Origin of the sequence: Rhodococcus yananensis, assembly GCF_020515525.1 — a bacterium.
GTDB lineage: Bacteria > Actinomycetota > Actinomycetes > Mycobacteriales > Mycobacteriaceae > Rhodococcus > Rhodococcus yananensis.
Genome location: NZ_JAIYEP010000037.1, coordinates 23,899 through 41,379 on the forward strand (window position 1 = coordinate 23,899; position 17,481 = coordinate 41,379).

General features: G+C 68.6%; 17 protein-coding genes and 1 pseudogene. 6 read left to right on the top strand and 12 right to left on the bottom strand.

The annotated features are described in order from the left end of the window. Positions 1 to 11: 11 nt before the first annotated feature. Together LDQ05_RS11090 and LDQ05_RS11095 are read right to left on the bottom strand one after the other, a co-directional pair. Entirely contained in the window at positions 12 to 1,853 is a 1,842-nt protein-coding gene (locus tag LDQ05_RS11090) for an AMP-dependent synthetase/ligase (protein ID WP_226437016.1), read from the bottom strand. Positions 1,854 to 1,940: 87 nt separating this feature from the next. After that, entirely contained in the window at positions 1,941 to 2,597 is a 657-nt protein-coding gene (locus LDQ05_RS11095; protein ID WP_226437017.1) for a molybdopterin-binding protein, read from the bottom strand. Between the two features lie 93 nt (positions 2,598 to 2,690). On the opposite strand from LDQ05_RS11095, the gene LDQ05_RS11100 reads away from it, so the two are divergent. The 3 genes from LDQ05_RS11100 to LDQ05_RS11110 all read left to right on the top strand — a co-directional run bounded on the left by LDQ05_RS11100 (position 2,691) and on the right by LDQ05_RS11110 (position 5,345). After that, positions 2,691 to 3,065, top strand: coding sequence for an ArsR/SmtB family transcription factor (locus tag LDQ05_RS11100; RefSeq protein WP_226437018.1), 375 nt, complete (start codon positions 2,691 to 2,693; stop codon positions 3,063 to 3,065). Next, positions 3,062 to 3,688, top strand: coding sequence for an SRPBCC family protein (locus LDQ05_RS11105; RefSeq protein WP_226437019.1), 627 nt, complete (start codon positions 3,062 to 3,064; stop codon positions 3,686 to 3,688). Before LDQ05_RS11100 ends, LDQ05_RS11105 begins: the two co-directional genes overlap by 4 nt. Before the next feature lie 103 nt (positions 3,689 to 3,791). Then, positions 3,792 to 5,345, top strand: a complete 1,554-nt coding sequence (locus LDQ05_RS11110) for a succinic semialdehyde dehydrogenase (RefSeq protein ID WP_226437020.1) — start codon at positions 3,792 to 3,794, stop codon at positions 5,343 to 5,345. Between the two features lie 93 nt (positions 5,346 to 5,438). On the opposite strand, the gene LDQ05_RS11115 is transcribed toward LDQ05_RS11110, so the two are convergent. Continuing rightward, on the bottom strand, positions 5,439 to 7,013 hold the full coding sequence (locus LDQ05_RS11115) for an MDR family MFS transporter (protein ID WP_226437021.1): 1,575 nt from the start codon (positions 7,011 to 7,013) through the stop codon (positions 5,439 to 5,441). After that, positions 7,010 to 7,690 carry a TetR/AcrR family transcriptional regulator gene (locus tag LDQ05_RS11120; RefSeq protein WP_226437022.1) on the bottom strand — a complete coding sequence of 227 codons (681 nt, stop codon included), beginning with the start codon at positions 7,688 to 7,690 and terminating at the stop codon, positions 7,010 to 7,012. Before LDQ05_RS11120 ends, LDQ05_RS11115 begins: the two co-directional genes overlap by 4 nt. Before the next feature lie 87 nt (positions 7,691 to 7,777). Here LDQ05_RS11120 and LDQ05_RS11125 point away from each other — a divergent pair, with 87 nt between their 5' ends. Beyond that, on the top strand, positions 7,778 to 8,593 hold the full coding sequence (locus LDQ05_RS11125) for a GNAT family N-acetyltransferase (protein ID WP_226437023.1): 816 nt from the start codon (positions 7,778 to 7,780) through the stop codon (positions 8,591 to 8,593). Positions 8,594 to 8,784: 191 nt separating this feature from the next. On the opposite strand, the gene LDQ05_RS11130 is transcribed toward LDQ05_RS11125, so the two are convergent. The 6 genes and pseudogenes from LDQ05_RS11130 to LDQ05_RS11155 all read right to left on the bottom strand — a co-directional run bounded on the left by LDQ05_RS11130 (position 8,785) and on the right by LDQ05_RS11155 (position 13,252). Beyond that, positions 8,785 to 9,459 carry a pyridoxamine 5'-phosphate oxidase family protein gene (locus LDQ05_RS11130; protein WP_226437024.1) on the bottom strand — a complete coding sequence of 225 codons (675 nt, stop codon included), beginning with the start codon at positions 9,457 to 9,459 and terminating at the stop codon, positions 8,785 to 8,787. 32 nt (positions 9,460 to 9,491) lie between these two features. Then, positions 9,492 to 10,013: a MarR family winged helix-turn-helix transcriptional regulator gene (locus LDQ05_RS11135; protein WP_226437025.1), complete on the bottom strand. Its 522-nt coding sequence runs from the start codon at positions 10,011 to 10,013 to the stop codon at positions 9,492 to 9,494. Between the two features lie 97 nt (positions 10,014 to 10,110). Beyond that, positions 10,111 to 10,260: pseudogene (locus LDQ05_RS11140) on the bottom strand (RidA family protein); the annotation flags it as partial. A 52-nt stretch (positions 10,261 to 10,312) separates the two neighbouring features. Then, positions 10,313 to 11,215 (bottom strand): alpha/beta fold hydrolase, encoded by a 903-nt coding sequence (locus LDQ05_RS11145; protein ID WP_226437026.1) that lies wholly within the window; start codon positions 11,213 to 11,215, stop codon positions 10,313 to 10,315. A 40-nt stretch (positions 11,216 to 11,255) separates the two neighbouring features. After that, positions 11,256 to 12,326, bottom strand: coding sequence for a PDR/VanB family oxidoreductase (locus LDQ05_RS11150; protein WP_226437027.1), 1,071 nt, complete (start codon positions 12,324 to 12,326; stop codon positions 11,256 to 11,258). After that, positions 12,323 to 13,252, bottom strand: a complete 930-nt coding sequence (locus tag LDQ05_RS11155) for a metal-dependent hydrolase (protein ID WP_372461079.1) — start codon at positions 13,250 to 13,252, stop codon at positions 12,323 to 12,325. Before LDQ05_RS11155 ends, LDQ05_RS11150 begins: the two co-directional genes overlap by 4 nt. A 114-nt stretch (positions 13,253 to 13,366) precedes the next feature. On the opposite strand from LDQ05_RS11155, the gene LDQ05_RS11160 reads away from it, so the two are divergent. Both LDQ05_RS11160 and LDQ05_RS11165 read left to right on the top strand, forming a co-directional pair. Then, on the top strand, positions 13,367 to 14,119 hold the full coding sequence (locus LDQ05_RS11160) for an ABC transporter permease (protein ID WP_226437028.1): 753 nt from the start codon (positions 13,367 to 13,369) through the stop codon (positions 14,117 to 14,119). A 47-nt stretch (positions 14,120 to 14,166) separates the two neighbouring features. Beyond that, on the top strand, positions 14,167 to 14,859 hold the full coding sequence (locus LDQ05_RS11165; RefSeq protein WP_226437029.1) for a uracil-DNA glycosylase: 693 nt from the start codon (positions 14,167 to 14,169) through the stop codon (positions 14,857 to 14,859). On the opposite strand, the gene LDQ05_RS11170 is transcribed toward LDQ05_RS11165, so the two are convergent. Continuing rightward, entirely contained in the window at positions 14,834 to 16,495 is a 1,662-nt protein-coding gene (locus LDQ05_RS11170) for an alpha/beta hydrolase (RefSeq protein WP_372461080.1), read from the bottom strand. The two genes, LDQ05_RS11165 and LDQ05_RS11170, sit on opposite strands and share 26 nt — an antisense overlap. A gap of 224 nt (positions 16,496 to 16,719) precedes the next feature. Next, on the bottom strand, positions 16,720 to 17,481 hold a 762-nt coding region (locus LDQ05_RS11175; protein WP_226437030.1), incomplete at its 5' end, for a CopD family protein.

The following is a 17,481-nucleotide window of genomic DNA, read 5'->3' on the forward strand; positions in this document are numbered from 1 at the left end:
AGAATAGGGCCTCACTCGTAGAGGCGGCCGATGCTGTCGGCGAAGGTGTCCACCACCACCTTGCGTCGCAGTTTCATGCTCGGCGTCAGATCACCCTGTTCCACCGTCAACTCGCGGTCGAGGATCGTGAACTTCTTGATCTGCTCCCAGCGGTTCAGCTGGAGGTTGAGTTCGTCGATGTGCCGCGAGATCAGGTCGTGGGTGCGTTCGTGCCGGGTGATCTCGGCGAACGACAGGCCGCCCAGTCCGTTGTGCTGCGCCCAGTCGGTGGTGGACTCGGCGTCCAGCGCGACCAACGCGACGCAATACGGTTTGCCTTCGCCGTGCACGATGATCTCGGCGGACTGCGGGGAGATCCCCTTGAACATCGACGCGATCGACGCGGGCGCCACGTATTTGCCCTGTGACGTCTTGAACATGTCCTTCTTGCGGTCGGTGATCCGCAGGAAGCCGTCGGCGTCGATGTCGCCGATGTCGCCGGTGTGGAACCAGCCGTCCGATTCGAGTGCTTCGGCGGTCGCCTCGGGCCGATTGTGGTAGCCGGTCATCACGCCCGGACCCTTGATGAGCACCTCACCGTCCTCGGCGATCCGGATCTCGGTGCCGGGTGTCGGCCAGCCGACCGTCCCGATCCGATTGGCGTACGGACGGTTGACGACCGACGCCGCGGACGTCTCGGTGAGTCCGTAACCTTCGAGGACGGGGATGCCGACGGCGTCGAACCACTGCGCGACGTCGGTGTTGAGCGCGGCGGAGCCGGAGATGAAGAACCGGAGCCTGCCGCCGAAGCGTTCGCGGATCGTCGAGAACACGAGCCGATCGGCGAGCTGCCGCTGGATCGAGTCGAGTACGCCGGGGGAACGGTGTTCCTGCTGGGCCTGCGACACGCGCACCCCCACCCCGATCGCCCAGTCGAAGATCTTCTTCTTGGCGCCGCCCTCGTCCTCCATCATCGCTTCGACGCGCGCGTGTGCCTTCTCGAAGATGCGCGGCGCGGCGCCCATGAACGTCGGCTTCACGACGGCGAGGTTATCGACGATCTTGTCGACGCGCCCGTCGACGGCGGTGGCGTGTCCGATCTGGATGGGGATGGTCAGCAGCACCTTGCCGAACACGTGCGACAGGGGAAGCCACAGGTACTGCAGGTCGTCGGCGCCCACGAGCCCGATGGAATCGACGGCCGCCGCCTCGTACGTCCACGCGGAGTGCGGCAACCGCACGCCCTTGGGTCGACCGGTGGTTCCCGAGGTGTAGATGACGGTCGCCAGGTGGTGCGGTTCCAACTGGTGGATCCGATCCATGACGACACTGCTGTTGTCGTCCAGGAGTTTCCGTCCGAGTTGTTCGAGTTCGTCGAACGTGATGACCCAGTCGCCGTCGCCCGGCCCGTCGATCACCACGACCTTCTCGACGGCGGAGAGTTCGGACCGATGCTCGGTGAGTTTGGCGACCTGTGTGTCGTCCTCGGCGATGACGACACGGCTCCCGGAATTCTCGACGATGAAGGCGACGTCGGGGGCGTTGGTCGTGGGGTACACGGTGGTGGTGGCGCCGCCCGCGCACATCACCGCGAGATCGGCGAGCACCCATTCGTACCGCGTGGACGACGCCAACGCGACGCGATCCTCCACGTCCAGGCCGAGGGCGAGCAGGCCGGCGGCGAGCAGTCGTACCCGGTCGCCGGTCTGTTCCCACGTGACGCTCGTCCATCCGCCCGCCCCGTCCGGGAAGCGGAACGCCTCGGCGTCGGGTGTCCGCGTCACGCGGTCGATGAACAGTCGGGCCACGGACGGCGCTCGGTTCTCGATCTTGGCGTGGTCGACCTTTTCGTCGGAAGCGCGCATGGGGGTCATGCCCTTCAGTCTAGGAAGAGAAGGGCGAGGTGGCAGTCCCTTTCCTCGACGTCGTCGGACCCATCGAGGAGCGGACTTCGGTCCCGCTCACTCGGGTGCGAGGTCGACGATCCGCAGTTCCGTCAGATCACTGACGTAGCGGCCACCCTTGACGTCACCGGGGACGACGAGCCGCGGCTGTTCGAGGGGAGTTCCGTCTTCCGTGTACGCGACGAGGACCGGGGTACCCGCGAAGTCGGGGGAGATCTCACCCCACGAGAGCGTGCCGATGTACCCGTCGGAGGCGTTCGCGACGATCGCGAACGCGAGCAGCGGATTGTGGGTGTCGGGGTCGACTGCGGGTTCGGCGGCCGACACGATGTCGAACAGCGCGGCGCCGTCGTAGGTGTGATTCTGGGCTCCCCTGCTCGAATCGAACGAAACAGATTGTGTCCGTATCGGATAGGACCGCAGTGATTCGAGGGTGAGAGAGGTCGGCCGGAGGATGTCGCCGGTGACGGCGACCTCGCCGGGACGGTGCTCCGTCACCGGTGCGGTCGCGTCGACCGTGCTCGTGTCGGTGGTGTCCGGCTGCTCGGCGGTGCTCGCGGGTGAGCAGCCGGCGAGGAGCACGCCGGCCGCGGTGAGTGCGAGGACGGCGTGGGCCGTGGTACGGCGGATGCGCATCGAGATGGTGTGTCCTTTCGTGCGGCAGATGGCCGGTGCGGCGCTGCGTTGATCGGCATATGCGGATGTATCGATCATATTCAGCAGCAGATGCGGAAGCTCTCGAGATCTCCGACACTTTTCCGGGCCGATGGTCAGTCCTGTATAAGACATGGCTTATATGATGGTGACGTGCACGGCTTCGAAGTGATCGCCGATCCGGTACGCCGCCGGATCCTCGAACTGCTCGCCGACGGTTCCCGGACCGCCGGCGACGTCGTCGACGTGGTGCGCGCCGAGTTCGCGATCTCTCAGCCGGCTGTGTCGCAGCACCTGAAAGTATTGCGAGACAACCGATTCGTGACCGTGGTGCCTGTCGGTAATCGTCGGCTGTACGCACTCGATCCGTCGCCGATCGCGGATCTGGAGAACTGGCTGGCGCGGGTGCGTCCGAGGCCCGCGCCGGCGTTCGATGCGCTCGCCACCGAGATCGCACGTGGCCGGCGGGAACGCCGCCGGCGCGAGAGCCGCGGGCCCGCCACCGAGGAGAACAGGAGAACGTCATGAAGGAACCCGACACTCGCTCCGCGACCGTCCGCCGCATCGTCGGACGTCGCACCGTCGACGGGCGCGTTGCCTCCGTCGTCACGATCTCGCAGAGCTACCCGACCACCGCCGACGACCTCTGGGACGCCTGCACCGACCCGGAACGGATTCCGCGCTGGTTCCTCCCCGTCACCGGAGATCTTCGGGTCGGCGGTCGCTACCGGCTCGAGGGCAACGCCGACGGAGAGATCCTCACGTGCGACCCGCCGCGTTCGTTCACCGCGACCTGGGAATTCGGCGGTGCCACGAGCTGGATCGAAGTGGCGGTCATCCCCGAGCCCGGAGGCCGTGCACGCGTCGAACTGGCCCACATCGCCCACGTCGACGACCATTGGGAACAGTACGGTCCGGGGGCCGCCGGAATCGGCTGGGACCAAGCACTTCTCGGACTCGGACTGCACCTCGACACGGGCGCAGCGGTGGATCCGGCCGAGTTCCAGGAATGGGCGACGGGCCCGTCCGGTCGGGCCTTCGTCGCCGACGCGGGCAACGGATGGCGCGACGCCGACGTCGCCGGCGGCACCGACGCCGCGACGGCGGGTGCCCGCGCCGATCGGACGGTGGCCTTCTACGCGGGGGTCTGATCCCGGCTCCGGGGCCGCCCCGCACGCAGGGACTGTGACACGGACCATGTTCGCGCGGTAGTTTGGTGTAACTCCGAGAACTACTCACCGGTAGGGGTGTGACATGCCTGCTCCGAGCACTGCGACGTTCGCGAGGCTCGCCGATCTCATCGCGATCGACGACGCGTCCGACCGCCCGACCCGTGCCGTCGTCGAGGCCTTCAGCGGTCGCGAACTCTCGACCGTGCCGATCGGCACCGCCGACGACGCGCGCGCCGCGATCGACCGGGCCCGCCGGGCGCAGGTCGCGTGGGCGCGCACCCCGATCGAGGACCGTGCCCGGATCTTCCTGCGCTACCACGACCTCGTACTCGCCCGCCGCGACGAGCTGATGGACATGGCGCAGGCCGAGACCGGGAAGTCGAGGTCGTCGGCGCAGGAGGAGGTCCTCGACATCGCGATGACCTCGCGCTACTACGCGCGTACCGCCGCCGGGCTGCTGCGTCCCCGACGCGCGACCGGGATGCTGCCGATGCTCACGAAGACCACCGTCCACCACCATCCCAAGGGGGTCGTGGGCGTCATCTCACCGTGGAACTACCCGATGACGCTCGCCGTGTCGGACGCGATCCCGGCGATGCTCGCGGGCAACGCCGTCGTCCTCAAGCCGGACAGTCAGACACCGTACTGTGCGCTGGCCGTCGCCGAGCTGCTGTACGAGGCGGGGCTGCCGCGCGACGTGTTCGCGGTCGTCCCCGGGCCGGGTTCGGTCGTGGGCACCGCGCTCGTCGAGAACACCGACTACCTGATGTTCACGGGGTCGTCGCAGACCGGACGGATCCTCGCGGAACAGGCCGGTCGCCGACTGATCGGGTTCTCCGCCGAACTCGGCGGCAAGAACCCCATGATCGTCACCGAGGGTGCGAACCTGCGCGAGGTCACCGACGCCGCGATGCGCGCGTGCTTCTCGAACTCCGGTCAACTGTGCATCTCCATCGAGCGGATCTACGTGGAACGGTCGATCGCACCTGAATTCCTGCGTATGTTCGGTGACCGGGTTCGCAAGGTCGCGCTCGGTGCGAGCTACGACTTCGACGTCGAGATGGGTTCGCTCGTCAACGAGACCCAGGTCGAGACCGTCTCGAAGCATGTCGCCGATGCCGTGTCGAAGGGTGCCACCGTCGTCGCCGGCGGCAAGCCCCGCCCCGATCTCGGCCCGCTGTTCTTCGAACCGACCGTGCTCACCGATGTTCCCGAGGACGCCGACTGCTTCGCCGACGAGACGTTCGGCCCGCTCGTGTCGGTGTATCCCGTCGACGACGTCGACGAGGCGATCCGTCGCGCCAACGACACCGAGTACGGGCTCAACGCATCGGTGTGGGCGGCGACGAAGAAGCAGGGCGAGGAGATCGCCGTGCAGATCCGCACGGGCACGGTCAACGTCGACGAGGGTTACGCGCCGGCGTGGGGCAGCACCGCCGCCCCGATGGGCGGTGTGGGTATCTCGGGTGTCGGACGCAGGCACGGACCCGACGGTCTGCTCAAGTACACGGAGGCACAGACGGTCGCGGTGACGCGGGTGCTCAACCTCGACGGCCCGCGCGGCCTGCCGAAGAAGGTGTGGGCGAAGGCGCTCGCACCGTTCATCGCGGCGATGCGCTGGCTGCCGGGTCGGTGACCCCGACCCCCTTCGGGGGCGGCTGAGCGAATGTATCGCTCGCTCTATTGATGAGAGTGAGCGATACATTCGCTCACACCGGGGGTGGGGTGCTCACGGCTCGGGGACGGCCTTGTCGTCCAGCGTCGTCGCGAGTGGTTTCTCGACGACGAAGCACAGTGCGATCGCCGCGACCACCGCGAGTGGGGCGATCACCAGATAGATCGGGGTGAGCGCGTCGTTGTACGACTCCAGCAACGGAATCCGTGCGGCGTCGTCCAGGGCGTGCACTGCGTCGGGGGTCAGTGAATTGGGGCTCGACCCCGGAATCGCGTCGGACGGAACGCGCTCGGTGACGAGCATCGCGAGGCGCGCGGTGAACACACTGCCGACCACGCCGGAGCCGAGTGTCGCACCGATCTGCCGGAAGTAGTTGTTTCCGGCCGTCGCGGTGCCCACCTCGTCGATGGGGAACGAGTTCTGCACGACCAGCACGAGCAACTGCATCGACAGGCCGAGCCCGATGCCGTGCACCGCCAGGTAGCAGCCGAGCACCCAGATCGGTGTGTCGACCGTCAGCGACGACAGCAACGTCATGCCGATCGCGACGAGGATCGAGCCGACGATGGGCAGCATCTTGTAGCGACCGGTGCGGGTCACCCAGCGACCCGACAGCGTCGATGTCACGAACAGCGAGCCCATCATCGGCAGCATCAGGAGACCGGCTGCGGTGGCGCTCTTGCCCGCGACCATCTGCAGGTAGGTGGGCATGTATGCCGCGACGCCGAACAGAGCGATACTGATCAGCAGACCGGCGAGCGTGCACAGGTCGAAGTTGCGGTCGCGGAACAGGTGCAGCGGCAGGACGGGTTCGGCGGCGTGCCGCTCGATCCACACGAACAGCACGACCGCGACGACGGTCGCCGCGATCATGCCGAGGATGGTCGGCGACGTCCATCCGTAGTGCAACCCGCCGAGGGTGCCGACGAGCACGAGCAGCGTGGTCGCGGCCGACAGCACGGCCATCCCGGCGACGTCGATCGGTGGGCGCGCGCCGTGTCTGCGGGGCAGTCGCAGGAAGAACACGGCGCCGAGCAGCGCGAGACCGCCGATGGGCAGGTTGATCCAGAACGCCCAGCGCCAGCCCGGGCCCTCGGTGAACCACCCGCCCAACAGCGGCCCGCTCACCGACGACAACGCGAACACGCTCGTCATCACACCCATGTACTTGCCGCGCTGGCGCGCCGGGATGACGTCGGCGATGGTCGCCTGCGACAGGATCATCAGTCCGCCACCGCCGAGACCCTGGATGGCCCGGCCGACGATGAGCCAGGTGATGCTCCCGGCGGTCGCGCTCACCACCGAACCCGCGACGAACACCGAGATCGCTGTGATCAGAAGGGGTTTCCTGCCGAACAGGTCGCTGAGTTTGCCGTAGATCGGCATCATGATCGTCGACGCGAGGATGTATGCGGTGATGACCCACAGCATCATGTCGACGCCGTTCAACTCGCCGACGATCGTCGGCAGCGCCGGGTTGAGAACGGTCTGGCTCAGCGACGCGGCGAGCATCGCGAGCATCAGGGCGACGAAGATCAGCGTCACGCGGGGTGGTTGCGTCGTATCCGCGGATTCCGGCGTGATATCCGTCCCGGTGACGTCGGACGGCTTCTGCACGTGCGCGGTCATGGATGCGTGACCTCTCGGAACAGTGAACACGCGGCGCGCAGTGCGTCCGCGGCGTCCGACTCGGTGACGCCGGCCCGTGTGACGACGGGGCGCATCGCGGTGCGGAGGATCGCCCCGGCGACCGCGACGAGGAGGACCGCGGTGTCGTCCGCAGACCGCGCGGGCCGGGTGCTCGTCCACCACGGGGATTCCGACAGGGCCGAGGCCGCGATGCCGACGGTCAGCGTCTGGACGTCGTCGATGTACCGGACTCGTCGTCGTGCCAATTCGGGGTGCCGGTCCATCAGCTCGTCGTGCAGGGGGTGCGGGATCTGTGAACCGTTGACGGTGCGATACACCTCGAGCAGCAGGAAGGCGACCTTCTCGACGAGGTCGTCGTCCGGTGCGACGGTGAACGACGCGGCGAGGGCCTCGTCGACGACTGCGGGACGCAACCCGAGGATGGCGTCCTCCTTCGAACGGAAATAGTTGAAGAAGGTGCGTGGCGACACGCCGGCGTCCTCTGCGACCGATTCGACGGTGACGTCGGCGAGTCGTTCGTGGGTCGCCGCGGCGTTCGCGGCGGCCAGGTGGATCGCGGTCCACGTCCGGGCGCGTTTGCGTTCCCGATGCGAGATACCGGGGGTGTCGGGGTCCACCTGTTGTGGCGGGGAATTCGGTCGGATCCCTGAGGTCACAGATTTTTACAGTAGTGCAATTATTCAGTACTGTAAACGGTGTTCTCGGTGGTGATCCCGGGTGGGTGGCGTGAGAGGCTCGCGGGTATGTCGTCCTCCGCCTGCCCCGATTCCGGCTCGATCTCGGTACTGGACCACCCCGTGTGGGCTTCGCTCGAGGGGGCTCACGCTCGCCTGGCGCGCCGGGTCGGTGGTGCGCGGGCGTACCTCGCGGATGTGTCCACGTTCTGTGCTGTGGCGCCGCCGTCGGGGTCCGACATGTTGATGCCGTCGGGGTCCGACATGTTGATGCCGTCGGGGTCCGACATGTTGATGCCGTCGGGGTCCGACGACTGGGCGGATGTCGCGCGGCTCCTCGGCCCCGGTGGTTTCGCCGACATGTTCGACTGTCCGGTGCTGCCGCCGGCGCACTGGGAGACCGTCTTCGCTGTCGACGGTCTGCAACTGCTCGGGCCCGCGCGTGTCGACCGGCGGGTGGTTCCGGATCTCCTCGACGGCGCCGAACTGGTCGAACTCGGCGACGCCGATCGCGGTGAGATGCTCGATCTGGCCGGCCGCACCCGCCCCGGACCGTTCTGGTCGCGTACTCCCGATATGGGTCTGTATCTGGGGGTTCGTCGCGGAGGTGAGTTGGTGGCGATGGCGGGGGAGCGGTTGCGTCCTCCGGGGTGGACGGAGATCAGTGCGGTGTGCACGGCGCCCGAGGCGCGCGGTCGAGGGTATGCCGCGCATCTGGTGGCGGCGTTGGTCGATCGGATCTCGGATCGTGGAGACCACCCCTTCCTGCATGTCGTGCACGACAATGTGGGGGCGATCGAGTTGTATGCGCGACTCGGGTTCCGGGTGCGTCGCGAGGTCACCTTCCGGGGCTTCCGGGTTCCCGACTCCGACCGCCGCGTGTAGGTGTCGAGTGGAGGGAGGGACGTGACGGTGTCCGATGAGCCCGGTGGCACATCGAGGCGCGCGTCGCCGTCGGCGCCGTCACCTTCCTCGACGGCTTCGACCAGCACGACCTCGGCGTCATGCGGTTGCGGCGTCTGTACCGGGCCCGCGCCGACGAGCTGGCGAAGGAGATGGCCGGATAGCGGTGGCGGCTACGCGTTCGGGGACCTCAGCCGTGCGATCTCCGCCTCCAGTTCCCGATTCCGGGCGCGCAGTTCGTCGATCTCGTCGGTGAACGCCTCCCGCATCAGCCGGATCCGCTCCTCGGTCCGTGCGGCGTCGTACTTCACCGGAATGGATCCCCGACAGTTGGAATCGAACGCTTCCACGCGTACGACGAGGGCGCGTTCGCAGCGCGCGCGGAGGGGAACTCCGCCGACCGTCGACAGCTGCTCGACGAGATCGGGTTCGTCGGTGCGTTCGGCGACGCGGGCCCGCCCGAACACCTTGAGTCTGGTGCGGGTGAGGTGGTCGAGGAAGAACAGCGCGACCCGGTCGTCGACGTCGAGGTTGGCTGTGGTCACCAACTGGCGATTGCCGGGAAGGTCCGCCCACGCGATCGTCGAGGTGTCGAGTACGTGAACGAAACCCGGTGGCCCACCGCGATGTTGGATGTACGGCCAGCCGGATGGTGTCACGGTGGCGATGAAGAACGAATCCGTCGAACGGATCAGGTCCGTGAAGCGGCCGTCGAGTTCGTCGACGGGACCGATGTCGTCGCCGTCCGCCATGAGGGGGCCGAATCGGTGGATGCTGCCGGCCGCGGTCTGGCGACCGACGGTGGCGGCCGAGAACGCGATCGATCCGTATCGGGTGGGTGCTCTCATCGCACGGACTCCTCCGTCTTCGCTGTGTGCCTTCACTCGCCCCGGTGTCGAGTGAGCGAATGTTCGAGCTTGCGCAACAGGTGCACGAGGTCGGACTGGTCGTCGGGCGACAGCTCCGCGAGCATGCGGGTCTCGTTCTCGAAGTGCGCGAGGGTGACGTCGTCGATGAGTTTCTTTCCGGCGTCGGTGAGTTCGGCGTGGACGATACGACGGTCCTCGGCGTCGCGTTCGCGGCGCACGAGCCCGGCCTTCTCCAACCGGTCGATGCGCAGTGTGATGCCGCCGGTGGTCACGAGGGAGCTCTCGGCGAGCTGACCCGACGTCATCCGGTACGGCTCGCCGGACCGCCGGAGCGCGGCGAGGACGTCGAACGACGCCATGTTGATGCCGTACTCGTCGAAGACGCGGCCGACGGCGCTCTGATAGCGCAGATATGTGCGGTGGAGGCGTCCGAGCACCTCGAGGGGTGTGACGTCCAGACCCGGCCATTCGCGGGTCCACTGGTCGACGATGTCGTCGACGGCGTCACGGTCGGGAACCCTGTCGCGCCCCACGCGGCCTCCTCGTGTCGGAAATGTCCACGCTCGGTTGTTGAGCGCCAAGGCATTGACAACGATACGGCCTGCGCGGGGCGCGCGGGAGTGCCGGGTCTCAGTGGGAGGCTGCGGCGACGGCGTCGATCTCGACGGTCGCGCCGTAGGGGAGCGCGCTCACCTCGACGAACGTACGGGCGGGGCGTGGTTCGGCGAACAACCTCTCGAACTGGCGGTTCGCTTCCTCGCGCAGCGACAGGTCGGTGACATCGTGATCGCTCCTGTGGTCGGGGCACGGTGCGATTTATCTTAGCGCTTAATTATCTGTGTGGCGAGGGGCTCTTCTTCGCCTCGACGTCGCGCACGAACCGCGCCGTGGCCTCCGCCAGTTCCGCGGGATGCGTCCGCGGCGACCAATGACCCGCATCGAGGGGCACGCGCCGCAGGTCGCTCACCCAACGGTAGGTGTCCTCGTACCCGACCGGACGCACCGCCTTGTCGCGCAGGTTCTGGACGAGTTGCACCGGAACCGTGGTGTGTCGTTCCCGCGGCCGAAACAGTCGGCGCCGGATGTTCGCCCGGTAGAGCTTCAGCCCGTTGACCATGTCGTCGGCGAGGGTCGGTGCGACCGGCGCGATCGCGGCCGGATCGGCACGGTCGAAGAACCCGACGAATCCGGGCCAGTGCCGCGCGAACCACCAGCGCAACGCGGGGACGGGCAGGCCCGGGATCTGGAACAACACCGTGTACGACGAGGCGACCGCCTGCTCCAGCGGACCGGCGGGGCGCAGCGCGGTGACACGCTCTCGCATCCACGTGCCCAGATGGTCCAGGTTCGGCCCGGACACCGACGTGTACGACGCGATCCGGCCCGCGGCCCGCGTCTCGCACACCGCCTCCCACGACAGCACCGCACCCCAGTCGTGGGCCAGCACGTGCACCGGAGCGTCCGGGCTCACGGCGTCGATCACCGCGAACAGGTCCGCGGCCAAGTGCTCGAGCCGGAAATCGGAGACGGCGCGCGGCACCGTCGACGCACCTGCGCCGCGGTTGTCGAACCGGACGATGCGGAACTCGTCGGCCAGGTGCGGGACCACGCGATCCCACAGGGTGTGTGTGTCGGGCCAGCCGTGCACGAGCACGAGGACCGGCCCGTCCGGGTCGCCCTCCTCGACGACGTGCAGGTCGACGGATCCTCGGGTGACGATACTTGTGGTGGACAACGGCTTTCCCTTTCGGTGCCCGGATCTCGGACGTCGGAGTTCAGAGGTCGAGGACGAGTCGTCCGCCGTCGGCACGTGAGACGCACACGAGCATCCCGTCGGCGCGGTCGACGTCGGAGAGGCGGCTGTCGCGGTGGTCGGGGGTGCCGGACACCACCCGCACCCGGCACGTTCCACAGAATCCCTGCCGACACGAGTACGCGAGATCGGGCCGGTGTTGCCGGAGCACGTCGAGCGCGGATTCGTCTGCGGCAACGGTGAACACCTCGCCGGTGCGCGCGGATTGCACCTCGAATTCGCGTCCGTCCGTGATCGGCGGGGCACCGAACCGTTCGAGGTGCAGAGCCGTCGCGGGGGTCGTGTCGAAACCGGTGCGCACCGCCTCGAGCATCGGTGCGGGTCCGCAGCAGTAGACGGCGCCGCCCGCGGGTGCACCGGCGAGCAGATCCGCGGCGGTGGGGATTCCCTGCTCGTCGTCGGTGCGGACACAGACCCGCCCCGGAAAACGACTCTCGATCTCGTCGACGTACGGCATCGCGGCCCGTGTACGTCCCGAGTACAGCAGATGCCACTGCATGCCGACATGCTCCGCCGTGCGGATCATCGACAGGATCGGGGTGATGCCGATGCCGCCGGCGACGAACAGCGCCGAACCGCGCGCGACGAACGGAAAGCCGTTGCGTGGACCGCGGACGTCCACCCGGTCGCCCACGGAGAGTGCGTGCATCTCGAGCGATCCGCCGCCTCCCTCCGGGATGCGGCGGACCGCGATCACGTAGGAGCTCCGGTCGGCGGTGTCTCCGCACAGCGAGTACTGGCGTCGCCGCCCCGAGGGCAGGTGCACGTCGATGTGGCAGCCCGCGTGCCAGGCGGGAAGCGGTCCGCCGCCGGGCGCCCGTAGCGTCAGCTGCACGACGTCCTCGTCGTCGGCGACGACGAGGCGCTCGGCGACGACGAGCGCGCGCGGACCGGGATCCGTCGACCCGGCCGCGCCGTCGTAGCCGAGGGCGCCGACCACCCCGATGTACCGGTCGACGACGCCGCGCAGGAGCCCCATGGCGCGGTCGCGACGGTCGTGACCGCGCAGATCGGCAGGTGTCGCGGTGGTCATCGGAGCGCTCCGAGCGCGGCGGGGGACGTGGCGAGATAGTGCACGGCCTGGGCGGTCGAGCCCTCCTGACTCGGATGGTACGAGCGGCGGAAGTAGCGCGACATGCGACGGGCGATGCCGACGGGGCCGGGCATGGTGCCGCGTCGACTCGCGGCGAGCCAGTCCGACATGTGCGGCCTGCGGGCCGATGCGGGAGCGTGCGCGAGCTCGGGGTCGGTGGCCATCAGGAATCGGGCGCCCCGGATCCACAGCCACAGCAGGACAGGGGCGACGAGCAGCTGGGTGCGGATGCGCCGGGTCTCGCCCGGATCGAAGTAGCGCAGCACGTCGTATGCGACGCTGCGGTGTTCGACTTCCTCGGCGCCGTGCCAGCGCAGCAGGTCGAGCATCACGGGGTCGGTTCCGGCGCGGTCGAGGCCGTCGGCGCCGAGTACCCAGTCGCCGAGGAACGCGGTGACGTGTTCGATCGCGGCGATGACCGCGAGGCGTTCGACGAGGTAATTCTCGGCGCGCAGACCGGTCAGCGGGCGGGGCCCGAGGAGTCGCCCGAACATCCAGTGCATCTGGTCGGTGAACGGTGTCGGGTCGAGTCCGCGTTCCCGGAGGTGGTCGAGTACGCCCTGGTGGGCGTGCGAGTGCACCGCTTCCTGGCCGATGAACCCGACGACGTCCTCGCGCAGCGACTCGTCGTGGATCAGCGGTAGTGCTTCGGTGAAGACGTCGACGAACCATTCCTCGCCGGCCGGCAGCAGCAGGTGCAGGACGTTGAGCACGTGTGTGCTGAACGGGTCGCCGGGGATCCAGTGGGCCGGCAGCGACGACCAGTCGAAGGTGACGTCGCGGGCCTGGAGCATCACCGACGCGGGTTCGGTGCCGTCCGGTGCCGGTGCATCGGTGGTGCTTCGCGAACGAGTGGATGGACGCATGTGGCGGAGATTACCGTAACGATGGGTAATAGATAAACCCCGTGTGTGTGCCGGGTATCGGAACCGGACGACTCGGGGCGCGCCCGGCGCCGACGCCGCTAGGATCACCGGTCGATGAACCTCGAAGGGATCGACCTCGCCCGCACCGCGGTCGGGGTCGTCGCCCTCGCCGGCATCGCCACCACCGTGCCGTGGCTGTTCGGGGTGCCGCACCGCTTCGCCGCCGTCACCGCGATCGCCCGCGGAGCCCTCCAACTCGCACTGATCAGTGTCGTGCTCACCGGTGTCATCTCGGATGCCCGGTGGGTCGGGGTCGTCCTCGTCGTCATGTTCGCGGTCGCCGCGTGGACGGCCGCGCGGCGCGTCGGTCCTGATCGTCGCACCCTCGTCACGGTTGCCGCCGCGATGTTCGCGGGCGTCGCCGTGGCGCTCGGTGTCGTGTTCGCGACCGGTGCCGTCGCGCTCACCCCGCGCTACGCGCTGGCGCTCGGCGGCATCGTCATCGGCGGTGCCATGACCGTCGCCGGGCTGACCGGTCGGCGGTTCACCGAGATCGTCGACGACCGCTGGCTCGAGGTCGAGGGGTGGCTCGCGCTGGGCGCCACGATGCGCCGCGCCACCCTCGACCATGCGCGGCTCGCGGTACGCGCCGCGCTGATCCCGTCGCTCGACCAGACCCGCACCACGGGCCTGGTCACTTTGCCGGGTGCGTTCGTCGGCGCGATCTTCGGTGGTCTGCCGCCGGTGGAGGCGGGTCGGTTCCAGGTGGTGGTGCTGGCATCGATCATGGCGGCGGGGTCGATCACCGCGGTCCTGCTCGCGATCGGCCTGGGGGCACTGCGGGTTCGTCCCGTGCCGCGGACGTGACCGGTCGTGCGGATCGGCCCGAGAGCGGGGGGCGTGATACTGGTGTCATGGTCGTCCATCCCGGTGCGCAGAACCACCTGCCCGATACCCGCGACATCGTGTCGTTGGCGACGGCCGTCGCCGGTTGCCGCGGATGCGATCTGTACCGGGCCGCCGAACCGGCCGTGTTCGGCGCGGGACCGACGTCGGCACGGATCCTTCTCGTCGGTGATCAACCGGGCGACGACGATCTCGACGCGGAGTCGTGGGCAGGGTTCGCCGAACCGTTCGCCGGGCACGCCGGACGACTCCTCGACGACGCCCTCGCCGCCGCCGGAATCGACCGCCACGACGTGTACCGCACCACCGCCGTGAAGCACGTCCGGTTCGATCGGGCCGGACGGCGCCGCAGCCGCAAGAAGCCGTCCGGCAGCCAGATCACGGCCTGCCGGCCGTGGCTGCTCGCCGAACTCGCGGTGGTGCGCCCGCGCGTCGTGGTGTGCCTCGGCGCGACCGCTGCCCACAGTCTTCTGGGCGCGGATGTGCGTGTCGCAGGTCGGCGCGGCACGATCCTGCGTCTACCCGAATGGCTGCACGTTGCAGGTGATCCGGCGGTGATCGTCACGATCCACCCGTCCGCGGTGCTGCGGGCGTGGACGAATCGGGACGATGCCTTCGACTCCCTCGTCCGAGACCTGCGTCGCGCCGTCGGGTATGCAGGATCGACAGCCCCCGTCAGTCCTGCGGACCGATGCCCGTGAGGGCGTCCCGCACACGTACCGTGCTGGTCTCGTCCCACTGTTCGGGCGCGAGGATGTCCACCCACAGGTCGGCGGCCTCCGGCCCGAACGAGTGCCCGAATCCGGCCGGCACGTCCGCGGAGAAGACCATGTCCAAGGTCACCTGCCAGAACGTGACGAACGGGATCCACCGCATTCCCGGATCCACATCCGGCCCGAGCGGTTCGCGCAACCAATCGGGTTCGCGCAGAAGCAGGTCGAACGACCACCAGGTGATCGGATCGCTGGCGTGCTGCCAGAACACGACGCGGGGGAACTCCCATGTGCCGGGCAGGTCGACGTCGTCCGGACGTGACGCGAACCGGATGTTGCGGCCCTCGTCGACCACGGGAAGGCGCTCCGGCGATCCGGGGTCACGATCCGCGGTTATCCGTCCCCACGGCTGCGCGAAGTTCGGTGTGCCCACGAGCAATGCGCCGTCGGTCCGCGCGACGATGTCCGCTCCCGATGCGAACGCCGCCTGGCCTCCGTACGAGCCGAGGCTCTCACCGAAGACGACGAGTTTCGGGCGCTGCGATTCCGGTCGTGCCGACCAGGCCCGGTGGACCGCCTCGAACAGCGCCTGCCCGGCCTCCTGCGGGGTCTCCCGGTCCGCGATGAACGACAGCGGACTGGGCAGGAACGAGTACTGCATTCCGGCGATCGCCGAATCACCACCGTTGACGTATTCGAAGGCGCCTGCCACGTTGCTGTTGACCCAGCCCCGGCCGGTGGTCGTGACCACCGCGAGGGCTTCGCGGTCGAAGGCATGCGTCCGTTCGAGTTCTGCGACGACTCGTTCCGCGACACCGTCGATCGTGTCTGCCGATTCGCGCCCGGCATACACCCGGATCGGGGTGAGGGCTGGTTCGCCGGTCACCGATTCGATCTGATCCGCCGTCGGGCCACCGGCGACGAACGTACGACCTTCACGGCCCAGACTGTCCCACGGTTCGGCCGATTCCGGCGAACCCGACCGTTCCGGTAGCACCGGCGCGGTCACGCCGTCGGCGGTACCCCCGTCCGCGGTCTCGGCGGATCGCTCCGCCACGCCGAGCAACACCTGGTAGACGGCACCGTTGACGAGGAACACACCCAACATCAGGGCGAGAACGACAGCGGAGAGTCTCGCGACCGGAACCGGGACGAACCTGGTACCGAACCGGGCGAGCCGGTTCGTTCCGGTGCGGACTCCCCGGCCGGCAGCGACGAGCAGCAGCGCGACGGTGACAGCGATCAGCACGACCAGAAGATAGAACGACCCCGACGCGTGAGGAACGCCGACGAGATCGCGGATGATCTGCTGCCACCATGATCCCAGGACCAGGAAGGTGGGCACGACGATCACCGCGGCGCCGGCGAGTGTCCACCAACCGATTCGTCGTGCCCGCGGTGACCACTGCGGCCTGATTCCGCATCGACGCACCACCCATGCCAGCAGGCATCCGATGCCGTATCCGGTGGCGACACCGATCCCGGTGGCGACACCCTGCAGATACCAGGCGCGAGGCAGCAAGGACGGGGTCATCGACCACGCGAAGAACATCAGCGCACCGGAGAGTCCGATCGGATGAAATCGGCGTCCGTAACCGGACAACCGTGTCCGCACCGTGTTCACCGGCAGAGCCGGGCGGCTCACCCTGTCACCGTCGCCTCGAGCATCGAGCAGATGTCACCATGGCATGACGCCTTTCGGAGGGAGTATCGCCGCACATCCCGACAACGGGACTTCCGACCCGGAGGCAGCGATCCCGGAGTCATCAATACAGGGTGCGGGACGGCTGCGCCACTCCGCGGACCCGGGGGACGACGGTCCGACGTCCGTGAGCCCGGATGTCGTGGTCACGCGCTCGTGGCGAGCGCAGCGGCGACACCGAACACCACCGACATCGCGCACACCTCGATCACCGCGTTGCGCAACGACACCTCGGCTCTCACACGGTGCGCGCCCGCAGCCGGTACCCAACCGCGACGCCACCACAGCGCGAGACCCAGCAGCGCCGCCAGCAGCACGGCCTTGGTGAGGACCAGGCGGCCGTAGCCGGTGGTCACGAGATCGGACATCGACCCGAGCCGCACCGCCGCGTCGACGACACCGGTCACGGCGACCACCGCGACACAGCGCAACGCCAGCGTCGAATACCGAGGTAGCTGACGCGCCCATGCGCCCCGCGACCGCAGCAGCGCGGCGAGCGCGGCGAGCGTGCCGAACCACAGGGCGGCGGCGACGACGTGCGCGGCGTCGAGCAGCGACCCCAGCGGCTGCTGGGACATGTGGCCGGTGACGGGGCGCGCGATCAACGCGAGGCCGGCGGTCACCAGCACCGGCGCAGCGGACCGGTCGGTGCCGCTGCGGTGGGCGACGGCCGCGAACGTCGTGCACGCCGCCACACACAGCCACGCGACGGCCGTGATCCGTCCCGTACCCACCCCGCCGAGATAGTCGACCAACCGGCGTGCGCCGAGCGCGCCGACGGGCTCGCCGACGCTCGCGGAGGCCTCCAGCACGATCTGCACGGTGTCGGCCGACAACCACAGCCCGCCGAGGGCCGCGACCAGCCGCCACAGATCGGTGGGCGAGACGTCCGGTCGGCGGTCGCCGCG